This is a genomic window from Mesorhizobium sp. M1406, assembly GCF_040317555.1.
GTDB lineage: Bacteria > Pseudomonadota > Alphaproteobacteria > Rhizobiales > Rhizobiaceae > Mesorhizobium.
Map to the genome: position 1 here is coordinate 1 of NZ_JAMYKW010000012.1, position 20,359 is coordinate 20,359.

The following is a 20,359-nucleotide window of genomic DNA, read 5'->3' on the forward strand; positions in this document are numbered from 1 at the left end:
CAGCATCGAACTGCTCGTCAAACCCGATAGCCTGCCCCGGCTACAACCCATCCAACCCGTCGAATCCTCTGTGCACAGGTACTAGTCGAGCCGCCAGAGTTTGCGGGCATTCGCGGACAACAGCCCGTCGCGTTCCGCAATGCTGCAGCCGGCAAGCAGCGCATGGGTCGCCGCCACCCAGGTCGACAAGCCGCCGCCGAGCGTGCAGACCGGCCAGTCGCTGCCCCAGACGACACGATCCCAGCCGAATGAATTGATGGTGTGCTCGACATAGGGACGCAGCGTTGCCGCCGTCCAGCTGCCCGCGTCGGCATAGGCAACAACACCGGAAATCTTGGCCATGATATTCGGGCGCCGCGCGATCTCGCTCATGTGCTCGCGCCACGGATGCTCGCCATTGCCCTTGATGTCGGGCACGCCACAATGGTCGAGGACAAACGTCACATCGGGCGCCAGGTCGGCCAGCGCGATCGCCTTCGGGATCTGGTGCGGCAGCACCACGAGATCGAAGGTCAGGCCGGTGCCGCCAAGCCGCTTGATGTTGTCGCGAAACAGCGCGCCTTCCGAGAGATCGTCGGGCATGACGTGGAGAACACGGCGGAAGCCTTTCACGAACGAGTTTGCTCGCTGCCGTTCGAGATAGGCCGGAAAATCCGCCTCTTCGGGCCGGCAGGATGCGATCACTCCGGCCAGCATGCTGCCAGGTTGTCGTGACAGAACTTCGACACGAGCGGTCTCGGCCTCGATGTCGGCCGGATCGACATCGACCTCCATGTGCAGCACCCGCTCGACGCCGACGCGCCGCGCTTCCACGGCATATTCCTGATAGGAGAAATCGCGGTTGAGCGCCGGCACGCCTGACAGCCAGGGATAACGCAAGGCTGAGCGATCGATGAGGTGCAGATGGGTGTCGATGATCATGGCGGGGCTCCTCCTCGTGGCTGTTTCAGATCATCTCACGGAGGAATTCTTCATTCAAATAAGAATTCACACCGATGAGCCGACGGCAGAGCCGGCGAGGTGCGACAGCTTTTCACAAGTTGCCAGCAACAGCTCGATCGTCCGGGTGATGTCGGGTGCCGACGGCGCGTTGACCACGGTGATGTAGGGTATCGATAACGCGGCGATCGCCTTGCCATCGGAACTGCGCACCGGAGCGGACAGGTTGAAGACCCCGGCGGTCTGCATCGAGGCCATCATCTCGTAACCGCGGTCGCGGATCTGGTCGAGCCGGGTGAAGAACTCGGCCGACTGCGCCGTCTTGTCGGTGCTGCGGACGTGTTCCGAGATCATCATCCGACGCTCTTCCGGTGAACGAAAGGCGAGCAGCACATGTCCCGAACCGGTGTCGAACAGGCTGATATGCGAGCCGACCCGGATCGAAATCCCCCAGTAGTTCGGTGCCTCCTGCTGGGCGATGACCACGGCGGAACCGCGATCAAAAACAACGAGTTGGTTGGCCTGCTGCGAAGTCTCGGCCAGCTCGCGCATCAGCGGCGTAGCGTAGGAAACCAGCCGCCGTACCGGAGCGTGCAATTGCGCTAGGCCGAACAGCTTCAGCGTCAGCGAATAGCGGTCGCCGTCGAGCCTGGTGACGTAGCCGCGCCTCACCAGCCGATCGAGCATGCGGTAGAATTCGTTGGGGCTGCGGTCGAGCTTCTTGGCGATTTCGGCCTGCGTCAGGCCACCGTCGACGCCAGCCAGCAGTTCGAGGATATCGAGCCCCTTGTCGAGCGCCGGCGCGCGGTAGCGCTCGTCTTCGCCGTCGTCCATGGCTCGTCCCTCCAGTGAATTTCACCCTTCATATACGCAGGAACACGACTGGCGGAAACAAATTTCGTCTTGACGTATCCGTGAATGTTTTGTTTGTATATGAATGTAGCACTTCTTGTCATCAGACGAGTTGCGGTCGCCGCCGAGGCGGCACCAAGGGAGGATACCAATGAACAGACTGCTTTCCGGCGTGTCCGCCGGCGCATTGATGCTTGCATTAAGTGCAGGCGCTGCCCTTGCCGGCGATCTGCCCGGCAAATTCGAAGGTGTGACTGTCGACGTGAAGCTGATCGGCGGCCAGCAATATGAAAAACTCTACGAGCGCATTCCCGAATGGGAGAAGGCGACCGGCGCCAAGGTCAACATCCTGACCAAGAAGAACGGCTTCGACATCGACAAGGAGCTCAAGTCCGACATCGCTTCGGGCAGCACCAATTGGTGCGTCGGCTGGAACCATTCGTCCTTCGCGCCGCAATACACGAGCCTCTACACCGACCTCGGCAAATTGCTGCCCAAGGAAGAGATCGACGCCTTCGTGCCCTCGACGATCACGTCGGCAACCATCGACGGCAAGCTGGAGATGCTGCCGCGCGCGCAATTCGACGTTTCGGCGCTCTACTACCAGAAGAGCCTCTACGAGAACGCCGACAACAAGACCAAGTTCAAGGCGAAATACGGCTATGACCTGGTGCCGCCGGACACCTGGAAGGAAGTCACCGACCAGGCCGAGTTCTTCGCCAACCCGCCCAATTTCTACGGCACCCAGTTCGCGGGCAAGGAAGAGGCCATCAACGGCCGCTTCTACGAGATGGTTATCGCCGAAGGTGGCGAATATCTCGACAAGGACGGCAAGCCGGTCTTCAATTCCGAGGCCGGCATCCGGGCGCTCGACTGGTTCGTCAACCTCTACAAGGCGAAGGCCGTGCCTGCCGGAACCACCAACTACCTCTGGGACGATCTCGGCCAGGGCTTTGCCTCGGGCACCGTCGCCATCAACCTCGACTGGCCGGGCTGGGCTGGCTTCTTCAACGATCCGAAATCGTCGAAGGTCGCCGGCAATGTCGGCGTCAAGGTCGCGCCGAAAGGTTCCTCGGGCAAGCGCACCGGCTGGTCCGGTTTCCATGGCTTCTCGGTGACCGAGAACTGCCCCAACAAGGAGGCTGCGGCTTCGCTGGTGTGGTGGCTGACCAACGAGGACAGCCAGAAGCTGGAGGCCGCCGCCGGCCCGCTGCCGACCCGCACCGCGGTCTGGGACTGGGACCTGAAGCAGGCGGAAAGCGATCCCTACAAGAAGGAGGTTCTTACCGCCTTCCAGGAAGAGGCCAAGCACGCCTTTGCCGTGCCGCAGACGCCTGAGTGGATCGAGATTTCCAACGCCGTCTATCCCGAGCTGCAGGCGGCGATTCTCGGTGACAAGACGTCCAAGCAGGCACTGGATGAAGCCGCCGCCAAGGCGACGCAAATCCTCCAGGACGCAGGCAAGCTCTAGTAACGGCTCCCAAGGCTGCCTCCCCCATCAGCATGACATCAGCATGGGGGAGGCGATCGCGCCTTTACCGGGCAAGAGCGCTGGCCGACCTATGGTGATCCTTAGTTGCTCTTGGCTCCGTTGATACTTCAGTTCACCTCAAGGATTCCGATGAAGGGCTTCAAGCCATCCGCGCCATTCCTGCTGCTGCTTCCGGCTGGCATCGTACTGGCGGCGGTCGTCGTCGTGCCGCTGCTTCTGTCGCTCTACTCCAGCTTCACGCCTTTTCGCTTGATCAAGCCCGAAACATTCTACGTCTTCATCGGCTTCAGGAACTATCTCTCGATCCTGTCCAACACCGATTTCTGGTGGGCGTTCGGCCGCACGGTGCTGCTGCTGACCATCGCGCTCAATCTCGAAATGATGCTTGGCCTCGGCCTTGCGATGCTGGTCGAAAAGGCAACGCGCGGCCAGCGTATCCTGCGCACGCTGATGATGTTCCCAATGATGTTCTCGCCGATCCTCGTCGGCTTCCAGTTCAAATTCATGTTCAACGACAATATCGGTCTGGTGAACAATGCCCTGCAGTCGCTCGGCATTACCAGGGATGCCATACCGTGGCTGATCGAAGGCCATCTCGCCTTCATCGCCATTTCGATCGCCGAAATCTGGTCGTCGACGGCGATCTTCGCCATCCTGATCCTCGCCGGGCTGCTCGCCATGCCCAAAGAGCCGATCGAGGCGGCGCGGGTCGACGGCTGCACGCCGTGGCAAACTTTCCGCTATGTGACGTGGCCGTTCGTCATGCCCTTCGCCTACATCGCCATGACCATCCGTTCGCTCGACGTCGCGCGTGCCTATGACATCGTCAAGATCATGACCGATGGCGGACCGGCGGGCCGCACCGAACTGCTTTGGACGCTGGTCGCGCGCACCGCCTACAGCGACGGGCGCATGGGCATGGCCAACGCCATGGCCTATTTCTCGATCCTGCTGTCGATCGCCTTCACCGTCTATTTCTTCAACAAGCTCGCCGCGGCGCGCACGCAGATCGGTGCTGAGTGGTGAGAATGGACGAGAATTCTTCCGCCCGCCTCAAGCGCCGGCTGTTGGGCATCATCTATCGCATCGGCCTGTTCCTGGCGATGCTGACCATCTGTCTGCCTGGCATGTGGATCGTCCTCTCGTCGCTGCGGCCGGCGGTCGAGATCATGGCCAAGCCACCAGTGTGGATCCCGCGGGAGATTTCATTCGATGCCTATGTCGCGATGTTCTCAGGCATCGGCAAGGGCGGCATCCCTGTTATCGAATATTTCCGCAACTCGCTGACCATCTCGGTGACCTCAACGGCGATTGCGGTGGCCATCGGCATGGCCGGCGGCTATGCGTTTGCGCGCTACCGCTTCCGCGGCAAGTCCAGCGTCTTCCTCGGCCTGATGCTGACCCGGACGGTTCCCGGCATCGCGCTGTCGCTGCCGCTGTTCTTCCTCTATGTGCGGCTTGGCATCATCGACACGCATTTCGGGCTGATCCTAGCCTATGTTGCGCTCAACGTGCCGTTCACCATCTGGCTGATCGACGGCTTCTTCCGCCAGGTGCCAAAAGACCTCGCGGAGGCGGCGCAGATCGATGGCTGTACGCGCTGGCAAGCCTTCTGGCAGGTCGAATTCCCGCTCGCCGGACCGGGCATCGCTTCGGCCGCGATCTTCGCCTTCCTGACCTGCTGGAACGAGTTCGCGCTGGCCTCGCAGCTGACCCGCTCGGTAAGCGCCAAGACGCTGCCGGTCGGCTTGCTCGATTACACCGCCGAGTTCACCATCGACTGGCGCGGCATGTGCGCGCTGGCCGTGGTGATGATCATTCCGGCGCTCACCCTCACCTACATCGTCCAGAAACACCTTGTCGGCGGCCTGACCTCCGGCGCGGTGAAAGGCTGATCCAATGGCAACCGTTACCCTCACCAAGCTGACCAAGCGCTACGGCAATATCGGGATCGTGCACGGCATCGATCTCGATATCGCCGACCGCGAATTCATCGCGCTGGTCGGCCCATCCGGCTGCGGCAAATCGACGACGCTGCGCATGATCGCCGGACTGGAAGAGATCAGCGCCGGCTCGATCGAGATCGGCGGGCGCGTCGTCAACGATCTGCCGCCGCGCTCGCGCAACATCTCGATGGTGTTCCAGTCCTACGCGCTCTATCCGCACATGACGGTGCGCGAGAATCTCGGCTTCTCCCTGAAGATCGCGAATGCGGCCAAGGAAGACATGGAGCGCCGCGTCGCCGAGGCCTCTGCCATCCTCGGCCTCGACACGCTGCTCGACCGACGCCCATCGCAATTGTCGGGTGGCCAGCGCCAGCGCGTCGCCATGGGCCGCGCCATCGTGCGCGACCCCGATGTGTTCCTGTTCGATGAGCCACTTTCCAATCTTGATGCCAAGCTTCGGACGCAGATGCGCACCGAGATCAAGAAACTGCATGCCAAGGTGCAGTCGACGGTGATCTACGTCACCCATGATCAGGTCGAGGCGATGACGCTCGCCGACCGCATCGTCATCATGCGAGACGGCCATATCGAACAGGTCGGCACGCCCGACGAAGTGTTCCGGCGTCCGGCGACGCGCTTCGTCGCCGGCTTCATCGGCTCACCGCCGATGAACCTGCACGAGGCGACGATCGATGACGGCCAGATGGTTTTCGCCAGCGGCGAAAAATTGCCATTGCCCGGTCAGTTCAAGGCCAATGTCGCGACCGGCGACAAGGTCGTGTTCGGATTGCGGCCGGATGACATCTATCCGACCGGACACGGCATCAGCTCCGGGGGTGCGGCCGACGTCCACCAGATCGAACTGCCGATCACGGTCACCGAACCGCTCGGCAACGAGACGCTGGTGTTCGTCGAATTCAACGGCACCGACTGGGTTTCGCGCATGCTGAACCCGAGGCCATTGAGGCCGGGCGAGCGGGTCGCCATGAGCCTCGACATGTCGCAGGCGCATCTGTTTGCCACCGAGACCGGAAAGACATTGCGGAGCTGATCGGCATGGCCAGAATCGAGAGAGTCGAACTGCGGATGGTGGACCTTGTGCCCAAGGTCAAGCGCACCGACGCGATCCAGAGCTTCGTCAGCCAGGAAACGCCGATCGTCACCATCACCGATTCCGACGGCGCGGTCGGTACCGGCTACAGCTACACGATCGGCACCGGCGGCTCGTCGGTGATGCGGCTCCTCTCCGACCATCTGGTGCCACGCCTGATCGGCCGCGACCCTGACATGATCGAGGCGATCTGGCACGATCTCGAATTCGCCACGCATGCCACCACCATCGGGGCGATCACGGCCATCGCCATCGCCGCGATCGATACCGCGCTTTGGGATCTGCGGGCCAAGAAGCAGAACCTGCCGCTATGGAAACTTGCTGGCGGCGCCAAGGACCGCTGCCCGCTCTACACGACCGAAGGCGGCTGGCTGCACATCGAGACACAGGCGTTGGTCGACGACGCGTTGGCCGCCAAGGCCAAGGGATTTCGCGGTTCGAAGGTGAAGATCGGCAGGCCGCACGGTTCGGAGGATCTTGCCCGCCTTTCGGCGGTGCGCAAGGCGGTCGGCGATGGCTACGAGCTCATGACCGACGCCAATCAGGGTTTCTCGATCGACGAGGCGATCCGGCGAGCGGCGAGGCTGCGCGAACTCGACCTCGCCTGGATCGAGGAGCCGCTGCCGGCCGACGACATTGATGGGCATGTGCGGCTGTCGAACTCGACGCCGACGCCGATCGCCATCGGAGAGTCGCTCTATTCCATCCGCCATTTCCGCGAATATATGCAGAAAGGCGCCTGTTCGATCGTGCAGGTCGATGTCGGCCGCATCGGCGGCATCACGCCCTGGCTCAAGATTGCGCACGCGGCGGAGGCCTTCGACATTCCGGTCTGCCCGCATTTCCTGATGGAACTGCATGTCAGCCTGACCTGCGCTGTTCAGAACGGCAGATATGTCGAGTACATTCCGCAGCTCGACCAGTTGACCGGCAAGCACATGCGCATCGAAGATGGCCAGGCACTGGCGCCCGACGAGCCGGGCATCGGCATCGACTGGGACTGGGACGCGGTCAAGGCCATGAGCATCGCCGAATTCACCACGGCGATCACGAAATAGGAGACGGGCATGCAGCGGATGGGGATGGTTCTGGGGCTGAAGCCGGAAAAAGTCGAGGAGTATGTCCGCCTGCACGCCGCCGTCTGGCCCGACGTGCTGACCATGATCTCGGCCTGCAATATCAAGAACTATTCGATCTACCTGAAGCGGCCGGAGAACCTGTTGTTCAGCACCTTCGAGTATCATGGCACCGACTACGCCGCCGACATGGCCAAGATGGCTGCCGACCCCAGGACACAAGAATGGTGGGCGGTCTGCATGCCTTGCCAGGAACCGCTGGCGACGCGCAAGGAAGGCGAATGGTGGGCTGAGATGGACGAGGTCTTCCATCATGACTGAAAGCGGTTTCGACCCTGCCTCGCTCGTCCAATCCTGGCCCAAGCCCTCGAAGCCCCGGCCGATCGTCACTTTCGGCGCCGGGTCGATCGTCGGTGACGCGCATTTCCCCGCCTACCGTAAAGCCGGCTTCCCGGTCGCCGGGCTTTACGATCCCGATCACGCCAAGGCGGAAAAGCTTGCCAGCCAATGGGGCGTGACGGCCTTCACACTTGAGGAAGCGGCCGCCGTCGAGGGTGCGATCTTCGACCTCGCGACGCCGCCCACCCGCCATGCCGATGTGCTGAAAGCATTACCTGACGGCACTGTCGCGCTGATCCAGAAACCGATGGGCGGCAACCTTGCCGAGGCAACCGCAATCCTCGAGATCTGCCGCTCCAAGAAGCTGCAGGCCGCAGTGAATTTCCAGGGGCGCTTCGCACCGATGATGCTGGCGCTGAAGGATGCCATCGCCAAGGGCTGGCTCGGCGAGATCGTCGACTTCGATGCCTGGCTGGCGCTGGCGACACCGTGGGAGCTGTGGGAGTTCCTGCTCAAGGCACCGCGCGTCGAGATCGCCATGCACTCGATCCACTATCTCGACCTGATCCGGCAACTGCTCGGCGACCCGCGCGGCGTGCACGCCAAGACGCTCGGCCACCCCAACCATGCGGTGGCGCAGACGCGCACCAGCGCCATTCTCGACTATGGCGACACCGTGCGCTGCGCGCTGTCGATCAACCACGATCACAAGTTCGGTCGCCGGCACCAAGCCTCCGAGTTCCGCATCTGCGGCACCGAGGGCGCGGCCTATCTCAAGCTTGGCCTCAACCTCGACTATCCGCGCGGCGAACCGGAAGTGCTGGAGATCTACCCGAAAGGCGGAACGGATTGGGTCGCGGTGCCATTGGCCGGAGCATGGTTCCCCGACGCCTTCGTCGGCCGCATGGCCAACGTCCAGCGCTATGCAGCGGGCGAGGACGCAACGCTGATCAGCCCGGTCGAGGATGCCTGGAGCACGATGGCGCTGGTCGAGGCCGCGTATCAGTCGAATGCGGCACCGGCGACGCCGATCGCGGAAAGGCCCTGATGGAACAGATCCAGTATTTCGAGGACTATGAGATCGGCTCGTCCCGCCTTACCAGCGGCCGCACCATCACCGAGACTGACTTTGTCGTGCATGCCGGCCACACCGGCGATTTCTTCCCGCACCACATGGACGCGGAGTTCATGAAGACGACGCCGTTCGGCCAGCGCATCGCCCACGGCACGCTCGTGTTCTCGGTCGGCATCGGGCTGACGGCAACCATCGTCAACCCTGTCGCCTTTTCATACGGCTATGACCGGCTGCGCTTCATCAAGCCGGTGTTCATCGGCGACACGATCCGCACGCGCACCACCATCGCGGCCAAGGAAGATGATCCGAAGCGGCCAGATTCAGGACGGGTGATCGAGCGCTGCGAGGTGATCAACCAGCGCGGCGAAGTGGTGCTCGCCGCCGACCACATCTACATCGTCGAACGCAGGCCCGCGCGGGACTGAGACTCTCGAATCAAGCCAGAGCGCCAGATCCAGATCGCTGCATTCGTGCCAGACCTCGATCCGAGCGCGCCGGAACTCGCTGAAGCGCGCGGCACCTCGTTCCAAAGCGGCTTCGCAACGGAGCCGATAACGGCCACCGCGCGCCGCATGTCAGGCCAACAGTTTCATGAAATTGCGCTTGCGGCCGAAGCGGGCCTTCACATCCGCCAGATACGCGGCATGTTCGGACGCGCCGCGCAGACCGGCCATACGGCCGATCAGGGCCGCCGCTTCGGCATAGGCGCCGTTACCGCCAAACTGGGCCAGTTGGTTGACGCGTTCCGCATAGATCTCCAGCGCCTCGCGCGGATGCGTGGCTTCACTGGCCTTGGCGAGCTTTTCCTTCAGCCCCTCGGAAGCGCCATGCGCGCGCGCGTTCGCCAACGCCAAATCAAACTGCTTCTCCTCAATCAGGATGCTGATGAGCAGATCGGCCGGATAATGCCAAGCGGATGGCTTCTCGCTCGCCAGTCTGGATTGGAGGCGCTCGATTGCGAGATCGCGCGCCTCCTTGCCACCCGACTTGCACAGCCGTTGATACAGGTCCAGGCCCGGCGCCTTCTCGAATGCGCGCCACAGATGCGCTTCAGCGTCCGCATCGCGACCGGCTGCGGTCAGCAGGTCGACTGCAAAGAAAACGAGCCGCTCGTCGGGCCGATCGTCCTCGAACATCCACAGGCCATCCTCGGCCCAGCGCAGAGCCTCCTCCACGCGACCTTGCGAGAGGCAGAATTTGGCGATTTGCAGATAGGCTTGCTGAGAGGACAGGTGTTTGGCGCGAAGCGCGATGCGCGACTCGACGTCACCGTCGCGTTCAGCAAAGAAGTCGAGGATTTCCCGCAGCCTGAAATGGTCGCCGGACAGTACGTGACTTATCCGATTCTTGCCGGCGGTCGCGGGCAGTTCATTCCAGGCCTCGGTGGCAAGGCGGCGGTATTCGGCCAATCCTTCCTCGCCGAGGATATCGCCATAGCGCCCAGCCGCGCCAGCAAAGGTGTCGTAGTCACCGTTCATCTCGCGTGCGAACAGGTCACGCGCCAGGGACAAGGGTTCGCAAGTCGCCTCCAAGGCAGCGTTGCAGTGAATTTCGCATGCCCGGTCGAGAAGTGGGGCGCAACGGCCGTCGGAATCGTCCATGTCCTCAATGGCGCCCTCGATCCGATCGATAGCTCGCATAGCGAGCCGCATAACGACGCCCGCATGCTTGCTCGAGACCGAGGCGATCACATCGAGCGCCTCGTCCACGCCTTGGGCCCAGTCGGGCGCCTCGCGGTAACCTATGAAACCCTTCGTGGCGGTTGCTTCGTCGATCATTTTGCCGAGGCGCGCCTCGATGGTCGCCTCGTCGCCATCTTGTGTAGCCAGCGTGGTCATTTCCAGCCTACGCAACAGGATAGGATCGCGCTCGACGACATCCATGATCATATCGACAAGCTCCACCTTGTCCTTGCCTTCCAGATGTTCGCGTATACGCGCGAACACATCGATGCTTTGCGCTTCCGTGTCGCCGCCCATCGCATTTGCCGCCAGCGCTGTTGCCACCAAATGCTTGCAATAGCCCCAATCCCCGAAGGCGCGGCAGGAACACGTGCCGTCGACCGACTCTGCACGCCCCATCAGCTCAACGCGATAGTCCTCCGTGCCGGCAACCTGCGCCAGCACGCGCTTCGGCTCGACGGTCAGCAGTTGCACCAGCCCGTCACGCCAGTAGGCCTCGCCGCGCGAGAATACCTTGCTGCCGACAAGGTCGCGCAGGGCGTCGACATCAAAACGGGGTCGACTGTTCTTGCGGTTCATAGTGGCGGCTGGAGCCTCGAGTCAGCCGAGATGAGACGCAGGGCCTCGTCCAACGCAACGGTCGCATGCAGCCGCCACCATGCTCCGGTGTGCCTGTGCCACATGAGGTCGAACCGGGTCTCGGCGAGATGCTCCTCCACATGGTCGAGCCGGGCGAAGGGAGCGTTGAATTCTTCACCGTCATCCGAACGATAGCGCGCGGAGAAACCGTATTTGCTTCCTCGCCACTTGCCGAAAATGTCTAGCGGATGGTCGAGCCGATTCGGCCGGCCGTGGATGAACCGTGGCTTCAGAACATCGGCGATGAAACGCTCGCAGTCGGCGGCGATGGCCAGCTTCTCGCCAGATGAAAGCTCTTTGACCCACACCCGTCGCGTATCCAGCTTCGCCATCGCAATCTTTCCGCGCCCTCTGACGCCAAGAGCGCTGCGGAGCAGCCCTTAGCCATTTGGCTATCGCCGTTCATGATAATCGACCGATGCGGTGAGGCAATCCTTTCGAACGCAAAACGCCTCCGGATTTGCGGGAACCGCCCGATGGCAAGCGCAATATGGCTTCTGCCATTCGGCGGCCGCGGGTCTTTCAGCCGCGACCGCTCACGCCAGCCACTCTTTCACCGCCGGGCGGGCGAGAACCGCGCGCATCCGGTCCTCGGCATCGGCGACGGCCAGTGCCATCGGCGCGCGGGTCGCTCCGCAATCGACGCCAATGACGCGGAAGGCCGCTTTCATGCCCGGCAGGACGCCGGTTTCCAGCAGCACCTCGACGAAGTCCTGCGACACCATCTGCAGCACTTTCGCCCGTGCCAAATCGCCGACGCGGATCGCCTGATCTACTGCTACGTACAGCCGGCCGAGCAGATTGTAGGTGGTGCCGATGCCGCCATCGGTGCCGAGCATGCCGGCGGCGGCATAGATCTCGTCGAAGCCGTAGTAGAACAGCTTTTGCGGCTGCCGCTTGCGCAGCAGCGAATATTTGAACAGGTCGGTGGAGGTGTATTTGATGCCGATGACATTGCGTAGATCGAGCAGCCGGACCAGCAGGTTGAGCGGCAGCGGCCGGCCGGTGCGCAAAGGAATTTCGTAGACGATCAGCGGCAGGTCCGTCGCCGCCGCCAGCGCCTGGTAGTAGCCAAAGATCTCCTCGTCGGAGAATGGATAGGAATGCGGCGGCAGCGCCGACAGTGCGTGATAGCCAAGCTTTTGCGCCCGCCGCGCCAGGCGGATGGAATCGCGCAGGTTCGGCATGCCTACATGGGCGATCAGCCTGGTGCCGGCGCTTGCGGCACCGGCGAAGACCACTTCTTGCTGGGCCAGCAATTCATCCACGGTCAGCAGGCCGGATTCGCCGCTGCTGCCGCCGACATAAAGCCCGGTCAGGCCTTGGCGCAGGACATAGTCGGTGATGTTGCGCTGGCGCTGCGGATCGAACTCGCCGGCATCGCTCAGTCCGGTCATCAAGGCGGCATACATGCCCGCCAATTCCTTGGTCATTTGGGGGATCCTCGGTCTTTCCAGGAGAGTCATTGGGTGGCCTCGCCTGCATGATGGCAGGCGACGAGATGCTGCCCGGAGATGGGCGAGCCGAAATCGCGCACCTGCGGCTCCATCTTGGTGCAGATGTCGCTCGCCAGGGGACAGCGCGGATGGAAATGGCAGCCGGCCGGCGGCTTTGACGGATCGGGCACGCCGCCGCCCAGCACGATACGCCGGCGTGTGCCGCCGGCTTTGGGGTCCGGCACCGGGATCGCGGACAGCAGCGCTCTTGTATAGGGATGCAGCGGGCTGCCGAACACCACTGCCGTGGTGCCGATCTCGACGATCCGGCCCAGATACATCACCGCGACGCGGTCGCTGAGATAGCGGATCATCGACAGGTCATGGCCGATGAACAGATAGGTCAGGCCGAGGCGCGCCTTGAGGTCATCGAGCAGATTGACGATCTGCGCCTGGATGGAGACGTCGAGGGCCGAGATCGGCTCGTCGGCGATGATGAACTTCGGATTAGCCGCCAGCGCGCGGGCAATGCCGACGCGCTGGCGCTGGCCGCCGGAGAGCTCGAACGGGTAGCGGTTGCGCAGTATTTCCCGCAAGCCAACCAGCGCCAGCAATTCACTGACGCGGGCGTCGCGCGTCACCCGGGTGCCGATCTTCTGCGCGCGCAGCCCCTCGCCGATGATGCGCCCGACGGTCATGCGTGGATTGAGCGAGCCGAAAGGGTTCTGGAAAATCATCTGCATATCGCAGCGGCGCTGCTTGAGCTGTTCGCCTGTCGCGCCGGCATAGTCCCTGCCCTCGAAGACGATGCTGCCGGCGCTCGGACGCTCGAGACCCAGCACGGCGCGGCCGGTCGTCGACTTGCCGCAGCCGCTTTCACCGACCAGCGCCAGCGTTTCGCCGCGCAGCACCTCGAAGCTGACGCCATCGACCGCATGCACCGCGCCGACCTGCCGCCTGAGAAAACCGCGCCGGATGGGGAAATGCACCTTGAGATCGGAAACGACAAGCAGCGGTTCTTGCCTGGGCGCCGCTGCCGGAGCCGCGCCTGGTGCGGCTGCCGGCGCACGCTGCAATCGCGCCACCTGCCGCCAGCGCCAGCAAGCCGTGGCATGGCCGGCGCTAACCGCTTCCAGCGGCGGCTTCTGTTCACGGCAGCGCGCCTCGGCATGATCGCAGCGCGGCGCGAAGGCACAGAAGGTCGGCGGCAGCGTGACGTTGGGTGGCGCGCCCTTGATCGGCACCAGCCTGGTGTTTGCCGCCGTCAGCGACGGAATCGAATTCAACAGGCCGATCGTGTAGGGATGCGTCGTCGCCGAAAACAGCTCATCGACCGGCGCGCATTCGACGATCGAGCCCGCATACATCACCGCGACGCGGTCGACGAAACCGGCGACCAGGCTGAGGTCATGGCTGATCCAGATGATCGCCATGCCGAGCTGTTTTTGCAGGCGCACGACCAGCTCGACGATCTGTGCCTGGATGGTGACATCGAGGGCCGTGGTCGGCTCGTCGGCGATCAGGATCGACGGCTTGCAGACCAGCGCCATGGCGATGCCGATGCGCTGCAATTGCCCGCCGGAGAACTGGTGCGGAAAGGCGCGCATGCGTTGCGGCCCGTTGGCGATGCCGACCAGCGCCAGCATGTCGAGCGCCTGGCGCTCCGCCTCGGCCTCATTCAACCCCTGATGTTCGCGCAACGCCTCGGTCAGTTGCAGGCCGATGGTCAGCACCGGGTTCAGAGACGACATCGGGTCCTGGAAGATCATCGCGATGTCGCGGCCGCGGATCTGGCGCAGCTCGCTGTCGGGCATGGCCAGAAGATCGCGGCCACGAAACAGCGCGCGACCTTGGGTGACGCGGCCGGGCGGCTTGCGGATCAGCCCCATCAGGGTCTGCACGGTGACCGACTTGCCGGAGCCGCTCTCGCCGACGATCGCCAGCGACTCGCCTTCGGCAAGCTCGAAGGAGACGTCGTTGACGGCATAGACGGAATTGCCTTTGGGACCGAACTCGACGCTAAGCCCTTGCACGGAAAGCACGGCTTGCTGTCCGATCCCCTTTGCTGCCCTGCCAACGTCAAGTGTGTCGGTGCCCGTCATTTGGCGCCCCCGCCCATGATGTGCTGCGGGTCGAGCGCGTCACGCAGACCGTCGCCGACGAAGTTGATGCTGAGCACGGCCATCGCGATCATCGCGCCGGGCGGGATCCACATCCAGGGCTGGCTCTCCAGGATCGACAGTGTGCGGGCATCGCGCAGCATGTTGCCCCAGCTGGCCGCCGGCGCTTGCGCACCGAGGCCGAGGAAGGACAGCGAGGCTTCGAGCAGGATGACGGTGGCGACGTCGAGCGTGATCGCCACCAGGATGGGGCCGAGCACATTGGGCAGGATGTGTTCGAGGATGATGACCGACGGCGAGGTGCCGAGCGAGCGCGCGGCGAGGACGAATTCCTGGTTGCGCAGCGCCAGGATTTCGCCGCGCGTCAGCCGGGCGATGGACGGCCAGCTGAGCAGGCCGATCACCACCATCGTATTGAAGATACTGGGGCCGACCACTGCGACGAAGGCGATGATGATGACGAGGCGGGGGAAGGTCAGCACCATGTCGATCAGGCCCATCAGCAACAGGTCGACCTTGCCGCCGAAATAGCCGGCAACGCAGCCGATGAAGATGCCTATTGCCGCTGAGATCGCGACGGCGACGAAGCCGACCGTCAGCGAGATGCGGCCGCCATAGAGGATGCGAGCAAAGATATCGCGGCCGGTACCGTCGGTGCCCATCCAATGGATGCCGCCCGGCGGCTGGTTGCGGCCGCGCAGGTCGATGTCGTTGGGGCCGTAGTGCGCGATCAGCGGTGCCAGCACGCAGGCGAGCACGATGACGGCAAGCATGATCAGTCCGAGCGTCGCCAGACGGTGGTTGAGGAAACGGCGCGCCGCCTCGGCCCACAGCCCGCGCGAGGTGCCGGAGGCAATCGTCATGTCGGCGGCGGTGACTTCAGTCATAGCTCACCCTGGGGTCGAGCACGCTGTAGGCAAGGTCGGTCGCAAGGTTGGCGAGCATGACGATGACGGCGGTGATAAGCACATAGCCCATGATGACCGGGCTATCCCTGTTGACCACCGCATCGATAAACATCAGGCCGATGCCCGGCCATTGGAAGATGGTCTCGATCACCACCGAGCCGCCGAACAGCGTCGGCAAAGTGAGGCCGAAGACAGTGACCAGCGGGATCAACGCGTTGCGCAGACCGTGGCGCAGCGTGATCGTGCTTGGCCGCAGGCCCTTGGCCTTGGCGGTGCGCATATAGTCCCGGTTCAGCACTTCGAGCATGCCGGCGCGGGCGTAGCGCATGAAGATTGCGGCGCGGAACAAGGCGAGTGCTGCCGCCGGCAGGACCAGGTGCCTGAGATTGTCGAGGAGCGAGAAGCTGTCGCCCGCCGTCGAAATGCCCGACGACGGCAGCCAGCGCAATTCAAGCGCAAAGACGTAGACGAGCAGCAGCCCCATGAAGAAATCCGGAATCGAGACGCCGACAAAGCCGCCCAGCGTCAGCGAATAGTCGGTCAGTTTGTATTGCCTGAGCGCCGAGATCACACCCAGCGTGGTGCCGATGAGGAAGGCGACGAGCAGTGCCACAGCCATCAGTTCCAGCGTCATCGGCAGGCGCTCGCCGATGATCTCGCCGACGCCGCGACCGTTGACGAAGGAGCGGCCGAGATTGCCGTGCAGGATCTGTCCAATCCAGTTGAGGTATTGGACGTAAAGCGGCTGGTCAAGGCCGAGCTCGCCGCGTCGCATCGCGATCAGCGCCTCGCTCGATGGCGCCTCCGCCGTGATCATCGCCAGCACGGCATCGCCCGGCATTGCGTGCGCGATAGCGAAGACGATCACCGTGACGCCGAACAGCACCGGGATGCTGAGCAGCAATTTGCGCAGGAGATAGCTGAGCACCGGCCTCTCCTATTGCTGAAGGCGGCTGTTGAGGCGGTTGGTCATGAGGTTCCAGTGCCTGATGACCAACTGATGAGGGCGTCTACGCAGCAGCCTATTTGGCCATTTCCCACTTCTCGACTTCGTTGTAGACCGGGTGGTTGAAGATCACGAGCGGCTGCTCCTTGAAATGCCGGGCAAGGCCGACGATGCGGTTGTTGAAAGCCAGCGGCCGCACCTCGTTCCACAGCCAGGCCTTGGGCAGTTCCTTGTTGAGGATGCGTGAGGCTTCCTGGTAACTTTCGGCACGCACGGCTCGGTCGGCCGATTCCAGCCCCTTGTTGAACAGTTCGTCGACCTTGGGATTGCAGTAACCCAAGCTGAGTGGCTTGGCGCCGCAGACGACCACCGGCGAACCGAGCGAGGGGTCAAGCCCCATGCCATTGGCGAAAAAGCCCATCTGGAAGCTGCCGTCGGCATAGGTCTGGTTGATCGCCGCCGGATCGAGCAGGCGCGGCTGGATGCTGACGCCGACCGCGGCCAGATAGCTCTGGATGGCGGTGACGGTGTCGACGTTCATCTGGTCGGAATAGTAGTAGATGAAATCGACCGGCTGGCTGCCGTCCCAGCCCGCTTCGGTGAGCAATTGCTTGGCCTTGTCGGGATTGTAGTCGTAGGGCTCAAGGTCCTTGGCGCGCGCCCAGTCTTGCGGAAAGAGCGTGTTCGAAAGTTCGCCGGCGCCCTGCTTGACCGTCTCGATGATGGCCTTGCGGTCGATGGCATAAAGCATTGCCTGGCGCACCCTGACATCGGCGAGGCGCTTGTTCTCCAGGTTGAACTGCAGGTAGGTCGGCAGGCCGGCGGAGAATTTCGGCAGTACCGTCAGATAGTCGAGCTTCTGCAGCCGGGCGAGCTCGGAGATCGGCACGCCACCGCCCTCAAAGGACATGGCGTCAACCTCCTGCGTCTCGAGCGCGGCGATGATTGGCGGCACGTCCTTGTATATCTGGTAGATGATGCGCTCGAGTTTCGGCGCGCCGAGGAAATAGTCGGGATTGCGGTCGACCTCGACATACTGGTCGCTCTCGTATTTCTTCCAGACGAACGGGCCGGTGCCGACGCGGTTGACCCAGAAAGCGTTGCCCTTGATGTCGCCGGGCGCGACCTTGCCGAGGATGTGTTCGGGAAAGATGCTGATGGCGATAAGCTGCAACTCGACCCAGAGCGGCTTGGCGCTGTCGAGTTCGATCTGGACGGTCGTGTCGTCAAGCGCCTTGACCCCGGCAAGCGAGGAGGCCGAGCTATCCTGGAAAGCCTTGTACCCGGCCACCGCGCCGAGCTTCTGCGCCCAAGGCGAGCCAACCTTGGGATTGGCATAGAGGTTGAGGCTGAACACCACGTCCTTGGCGGTGAAGGGCGTTCCGTCATGCCATTTGACGCCGTGGCGCAGGCTGAGGATATAGGTCTTGCCGCCATCGGGCGTCTTCCAGCTTTCGGCCAGCATCGGCTGCACGCCATCGCCCGTCCATTTGATGTGGACCAGTCCCTGCAGCACGGTCTCGTCGAGCCGGTGGCCGCACGTGGTATGCAGCGTTCCCATCTCGATGCAGCCGGTGCGCATGGCGGAACGGAACGTGCCGCCCTCGGCCTTGGCGATCACCGCGGCAAACATCAGCGCCAGCGCCGGCACAAGGCTCATCAGCAGTCGTCTCATGGAATTTTCCTCCCGTTGTTTTTCGCCGGCCGAAATCGGGCCATACCCTGCTCCAGGCCAATTTGCGCGCCAAGCCTCGCCTGTCGCGCCGACCGCCGCGCCATCGGCCGGCGGCGGCACCCTCCAACCCTTCGGTTCCGCAAGTCCTCGCTTGCGGCGACTGGTCTAATAGCTTAAAAGGTAGACCATGCACAATATGCCGATTCGAAAAAAATTATCCGATGAAGTCCGCTTCCGCCTGGAGGAGATGATCCGCGACGAGGTCTATCCGGTCGGCGCCTCGCTGCCGTCCGAGCGCGACCTGATGTCGATGTTCGATGTCGGCCGTCCCTCGGTGCGCGAAGCGCTGTTTGCGCTGGAGAAGATGGGGCTAGTGCGCATCAACAGCGGCGAGCGGCCAAAGGTGACGCGGCCGACGCCGAAGAACATGCTGGAGCAGTTGACCGGGACGGCGCATCTGTTGATGGACCAGCCCGACGGCATCGGCCATTTCGAGCAATTGCGACTGTTCCTCGAAGTCTCGACCGCGCGCCATGCCGCCGAGGTGGCGACGCGCGAACAGGTCGATGCGCTTGCGGCGGCACTTGCCGAGAACGAGCGCGCCATCCCGCGCGCCCGCGCCTTCGCCGTCACCGATGTGGCGTTTCACCGGGTGCTGACCGCAATTCCCGGCAACCCGATCTTCCTGGCCGCGCATGAAGCGCTGGTGGAATGGCTGATCAACCAGCGCATCCACATGGCCAACACCGAGGTGGAAAACCGCCGGAGCTTTGCCGGTCACAAAAACGTGTTTGAAGCCATCGAGCGGCACGATCCGGAAGCGGCCGGCCGAGCGATGCGCGAACATCTGGAAAACGCCCGCCGCAAGTTCAACTCGGGCCAGGCGAAACTGGATTAGGCTCGGCCGCCTTCACCCTCGGCTAGCGTCCGTACTTGACCGCTGGGCCAACGAGCCCGTTGCCCTGATCGACCAACTTCGGCCGCTGGCTCAATCCTTCCTCCCGTAACCGCGTCAGGGCTGCGCGCAAGAGACCCAGCGATTGCTCGCCGTGGGTACACGATCCGCACAGGTGAGAGCCGACCGAGCCACAAGCGCGCCGCGGATGCGGCAGTCACGAGAGATCGGCAGTCATACCTGCGCCATTCACCGTTATCGGATTGCCAAGACATGGTAGTGTGATTATACCAGTTGATAAGTTGACGACGGGCGATACCGTCGGCCGAGATCAGGAGTAGTGACCAGATGACAACGATTGCGCTGTTCGGTGCCGGCGGAAAAATGGGCTACCGCCTTTCGACCAATTTTCGCGGATCGCCCTACACGATACGCCATGTCGAGGTCAGCGATGCCGGCCGCGAACGGCTGAAAACCGGACTGGGTTTCGATACGGTCAGCACCGACGAGGCGCTCAAGGGCGCCGATGTCGTGATCCTGGCCGTTCCGGACACGCATATCGGCAAAGTGGCGGCCAGCATCGAGAGCAAGCTGGCGCCGGGCACGATGGTGGTGGTGCTCGACGCGGCGGCACCTTTCGCCGGTCACCTGCCGAACCGGCCGGACCTCACCTATTTCGTCACCCACCCCTGCCATCCGCCGATCTTCAATGACGAGACCGACATGGCGGCCAAGAAGGATTATTTCGGCGGCGTCAAGGCCAAGCAGCATATGGTCAGCGCCTTGATGCAGGGACCGGAAGAGGATTACGCCAAGGGCGAGGCGATCGCGAAAATCATCTGGGCGCCGGTCATGCGCTCGCATCGCGTCACCGTCGAACAGATGGCGCTGCTGGAGCCCGGCCTCTCGGAGACCGTGTGCGCCTCGCTGCTGGTGGTCATGAAGGAGGCCGTCGACGAGGTCGTGGCACGCGGCGTCGACAAGCAGGCGGCGCTCGACTTCCTGCTCGGCCATATGAACGTGCTCGGTGCCGTCATCTTCGGCGAGACCAAGGGCGTTTTCTCGGACGCCTGCAACAAGGCGATCGAATTCGGCAAGCCGGTGCTGATGCGTGACGACTGGAAACGCGTGTTCGAGCCGGAAGAGATCGCCGCCAGCATTCAGCGCATCACCTGAAAGAGCGTTCAGTTTTTGCCGCTCATCAGGTACATATCACCTGAATTAGTGA

Annotated in this window: 19 protein-coding genes; 10 read left to right on the forward strand and 9 right to left on the reverse strand. The window is 63.0% G+C overall.

What is annotated here, in order from left to right; genetic code table 11:
• Positions 1–81 precede the first annotated feature (81 nt).
• Entirely contained in the window at positions 82–921 is an 840-nt protein-coding gene (locus tag NKH03_RS12860; protein ID WP_352968645.1) for an amidohydrolase family protein, read from the reverse strand.
• A gap of 66 nt (positions 922–987) precedes the next feature.
• Positions 988–1,773 carry an IclR family transcriptional regulator gene (locus tag NKH03_RS12865; protein ID WP_352875665.1) on the reverse strand — a complete coding sequence of 262 codons (786 nt, stop codon included), beginning with the start codon at positions 1,771–1,773 and terminating at the stop codon, positions 988–990.
• 169 nt (positions 1,774–1,942) lie between these two features.
• On the opposite strand from NKH03_RS12865, the gene NKH03_RS12870 reads away from it, so the two are divergent.
• From NKH03_RS12870 to NKH03_RS12905, 8 genes are all read left to right on the forward strand, one after another.
• On the forward strand, positions 1,943–3,262 hold the full coding sequence (locus tag NKH03_RS12870) for an ABC transporter substrate-binding protein (protein WP_352968646.1): 1,320 nt from the start codon (positions 1,943–1,945) through the stop codon (positions 3,260–3,262).
• A 150-nt stretch (positions 3,263–3,412) separates the two neighbouring features.
• Positions 3,413–4,309: a carbohydrate ABC transporter permease gene (locus tag NKH03_RS12875; RefSeq protein ID WP_352968647.1), complete on the forward strand. Its 897-nt coding sequence runs from the start codon at positions 3,413–3,415 to the stop codon at positions 4,307–4,309.
• 2 nt (positions 4,310–4,311) lie between these two features.
• Positions 4,312–5,178 carry a carbohydrate ABC transporter permease gene (locus NKH03_RS12880; RefSeq protein ID WP_352968648.1) on the forward strand — a complete coding sequence of 289 codons (867 nt, stop codon included), beginning with the start codon at positions 4,312–4,314 and terminating at the stop codon, positions 5,176–5,178.
• Between the two features lie 4 nt (positions 5,179–5,182).
• Positions 5,183–6,280 (forward strand): ABC transporter ATP-binding protein, encoded by a 1,098-nt coding sequence (locus NKH03_RS12885; RefSeq protein WP_352968649.1) that lies wholly within the window; start codon positions 5,183–5,185, stop codon positions 6,278–6,280.
• 5 nt (positions 6,281–6,285) lie between these two features.
• On the forward strand, positions 6,286–7,398 hold the full coding sequence (locus NKH03_RS12890; protein ID WP_352968650.1) for a mandelate racemase/muconate lactonizing enzyme family protein: 1,113 nt from the start codon (positions 6,286–6,288) through the stop codon (positions 7,396–7,398).
• A 9-nt stretch (positions 7,399–7,407) separates the two neighbouring features.
• The gene (locus NKH03_RS12895) at positions 7,408–7,737 is read left to right on the forward strand and encodes an L-rhamnose mutarotase (protein ID WP_352968651.1); all 330 of its coding nucleotides are present in this window, start codon (positions 7,408–7,410) and stop codon (positions 7,735–7,737) included.
• Positions 7,730–8,803 (forward strand): Gfo/Idh/MocA family protein, encoded by a 1,074-nt coding sequence (locus tag NKH03_RS12900; protein WP_352968652.1) that lies wholly within the window; start codon positions 7,730–7,732, stop codon positions 8,801–8,803. The genes NKH03_RS12895 and NKH03_RS12900 overlap by 8 nt, the downstream gene beginning before the upstream one ends.
• Positions 8,800–9,255 carry a MaoC/PaaZ C-terminal domain-containing protein gene (locus tag NKH03_RS12905; RefSeq protein ID WP_352866911.1) on the forward strand — a complete coding sequence of 152 codons (456 nt, stop codon included), beginning with the start codon at positions 8,800–8,802 and terminating at the stop codon, positions 9,253–9,255. Before NKH03_RS12900 ends, NKH03_RS12905 begins: the two co-directional genes overlap by 4 nt.
• Before the next feature lie 150 nt (positions 9,256–9,405).
• On the opposite strand, the gene NKH03_RS12910 is transcribed toward NKH03_RS12905, so the two are convergent.
• The 7 genes from NKH03_RS12910 to NKH03_RS12940 all read right to left on the reverse strand — a co-directional run bounded on the left by NKH03_RS12910 (position 9,406) and on the right by NKH03_RS12940 (position 18,236).
• Positions 9,406–11,091 carry an SWIM zinc finger family protein gene (locus NKH03_RS12910; protein WP_352968653.1) on the reverse strand — a complete coding sequence of 562 codons (1,686 nt, stop codon included), beginning with the start codon at positions 11,089–11,091 and terminating at the stop codon, positions 9,406–9,408.
• Positions 11,088–11,483, reverse strand: coding sequence for a DUF3024 domain-containing protein (locus tag NKH03_RS12915; protein WP_352875674.1), 396 nt, complete (start codon positions 11,481–11,483; stop codon positions 11,088–11,090). The genes NKH03_RS12910 and NKH03_RS12915 overlap by 4 nt, the downstream gene beginning before the upstream one ends.
• A gap of 204 nt (positions 11,484–11,687) precedes the next feature.
• Complete coding sequence (locus tag NKH03_RS12920) at positions 11,688–12,584, reverse strand: dihydrodipicolinate synthase family protein (protein WP_352968654.1); 897 nt, start codon at positions 12,582–12,584, stop codon at positions 11,688–11,690.
• A gap of 29 nt (positions 12,585–12,613) precedes the next feature.
• On the reverse strand, positions 12,614–14,689 hold the full coding sequence (locus NKH03_RS12925; RefSeq protein ID WP_352968655.1) for a dipeptide ABC transporter ATP-binding protein: 2,076 nt from the start codon (positions 14,687–14,689) through the stop codon (positions 12,614–12,616).
• Positions 14,686–15,594, reverse strand: coding sequence for an oligopeptide ABC transporter permease (gene opp4C, locus NKH03_RS12930; RefSeq protein WP_352866846.1), 909 nt, complete (start codon positions 15,592–15,594; stop codon positions 14,686–14,688). The genes NKH03_RS12925 and opp4C overlap by 4 nt, the downstream gene beginning before the upstream one ends.
• The gene (locus tag NKH03_RS12935) at positions 15,587–16,543 is read right to left on the reverse strand and encodes an ABC transporter permease (RefSeq protein ID WP_352968656.1); all 957 of its coding nucleotides are present in this window, start codon (positions 16,541–16,543) and stop codon (positions 15,587–15,589) included. Before NKH03_RS12935 ends, opp4C begins: the two co-directional genes overlap by 8 nt.
• Positions 16,544–16,637: 94 nt before the next feature.
• Entirely contained in the window at positions 16,638–18,236 is a 1,599-nt protein-coding gene (locus NKH03_RS12940) for an ABC transporter substrate-binding protein (protein ID WP_352968657.1), read from the reverse strand.
• 196 nt (positions 18,237–18,432) lie between these two features.
• Here NKH03_RS12940 and nanR point away from each other — a divergent pair, with 196 nt between their 5' ends.
• Entirely contained in the window at positions 18,433–19,134 is a 702-nt protein-coding gene (gene nanR / locus NKH03_RS12945; RefSeq protein WP_352968740.1) for a transcriptional regulator NanR, read from the forward strand.
• Positions 19,135–19,479: 345 nt separating this feature from the next.
• Positions 19,480–20,307, forward strand: a complete 828-nt coding sequence (locus tag NKH03_RS12950) for a phosphogluconate dehydrogenase C-terminal domain-containing protein (RefSeq protein WP_352866836.1) — start codon at positions 19,480–19,482, stop codon at positions 20,305–20,307.
• Positions 20,308–20,359 lie beyond the last annotated feature (52 nt).

Coding starts and splice junctions, on each gene's coding strand:
- NKH03_RS12900 (WP_352968652.1), top strand. CDS start 7,730: ATGACTGAAAGCGGTTTCGACCCTGCCTCGCTCGTCCAATCCTGGCCC.
- opp4C (WP_352866846.1), bottom strand. CDS start 15,594: ATGACTGAAGTCACCGCCGCCGACATGACGATTGCCTCCGGCACCTCG.
- NKH03_RS12880 (WP_352968648.1), top strand. CDS start 4,312: ATGGACGAGAATTCTTCCGCCCGCCTCAAGCGCCGGCTGTTGGGCATC.
- NKH03_RS12885 (WP_352968649.1), top strand. CDS start 5,183: ATGGCAACCGTTACCCTCACCAAGCTGACCAAGCGCTACGGCAATATC.
- NKH03_RS12865 (WP_352875665.1), bottom strand. CDS start 1,773: ATGGACGACGGCGAAGACGAGCGCTACCGCGCGCCGGCGCTCGACAAG.
- NKH03_RS12875 (WP_352968647.1), top strand. CDS start 3,413: ATGAAGGGCTTCAAGCCATCCGCGCCATTCCTGCTGCTGCTTCCGGCT.
- NKH03_RS12895 (WP_352968651.1), top strand. CDS start 7,408: ATGCAGCGGATGGGGATGGTTCTGGGGCTGAAGCCGGAAAAAGTCGAG.
- NKH03_RS12915 (WP_352875674.1), bottom strand. CDS start 11,483: ATGGCGAAGCTGGATACGCGACGGGTGTGGGTCAAAGAGCTTTCATCT.
- NKH03_RS12940 (WP_352968657.1), bottom strand. CDS start 18,236: ATGAGACGACTGCTGATGAGCCTTGTGCCGGCGCTGGCGCTGATGTTT.
- NKH03_RS12890 (WP_352968650.1), top strand. CDS start 6,286: ATGGCCAGAATCGAGAGAGTCGAACTGCGGATGGTGGACCTTGTGCCC.
- NKH03_RS12870 (WP_352968646.1), top strand. CDS start 1,943: ATGAACAGACTGCTTTCCGGCGTGTCCGCCGGCGCATTGATGCTTGCA.
- NKH03_RS12910 (WP_352968653.1), bottom strand. CDS start 11,091: ATGAACCGCAAGAACAGTCGACCCCGTTTTGATGTCGACGCCCTGCGC.
- NKH03_RS12860 (WP_352968645.1), bottom strand. CDS start 921: ATGATCATCGACACCCATCTGCACCTCATCGATCGCTCAGCCTTGCGT.
- NKH03_RS12920 (WP_352968654.1), bottom strand. CDS start 12,584: ATGACCAAGGAATTGGCGGGCATGTATGCCGCCTTGATGACCGGACTG.
- NKH03_RS12950 (WP_352866836.1), top strand. CDS start 19,480: ATGACAACGATTGCGCTGTTCGGTGCCGGCGGAAAAATGGGCTACCGC.
- NKH03_RS12925 (WP_352968655.1), bottom strand. CDS start 14,689: ATGACGGGCACCGACACACTTGACGTTGGCAGGGCAGCAAAGGGGATC.
- nanR (WP_352968740.1), top strand. CDS start 18,433: ATGCCGATTCGAAAAAAATTATCCGATGAAGTCCGCTTCCGCCTGGAG.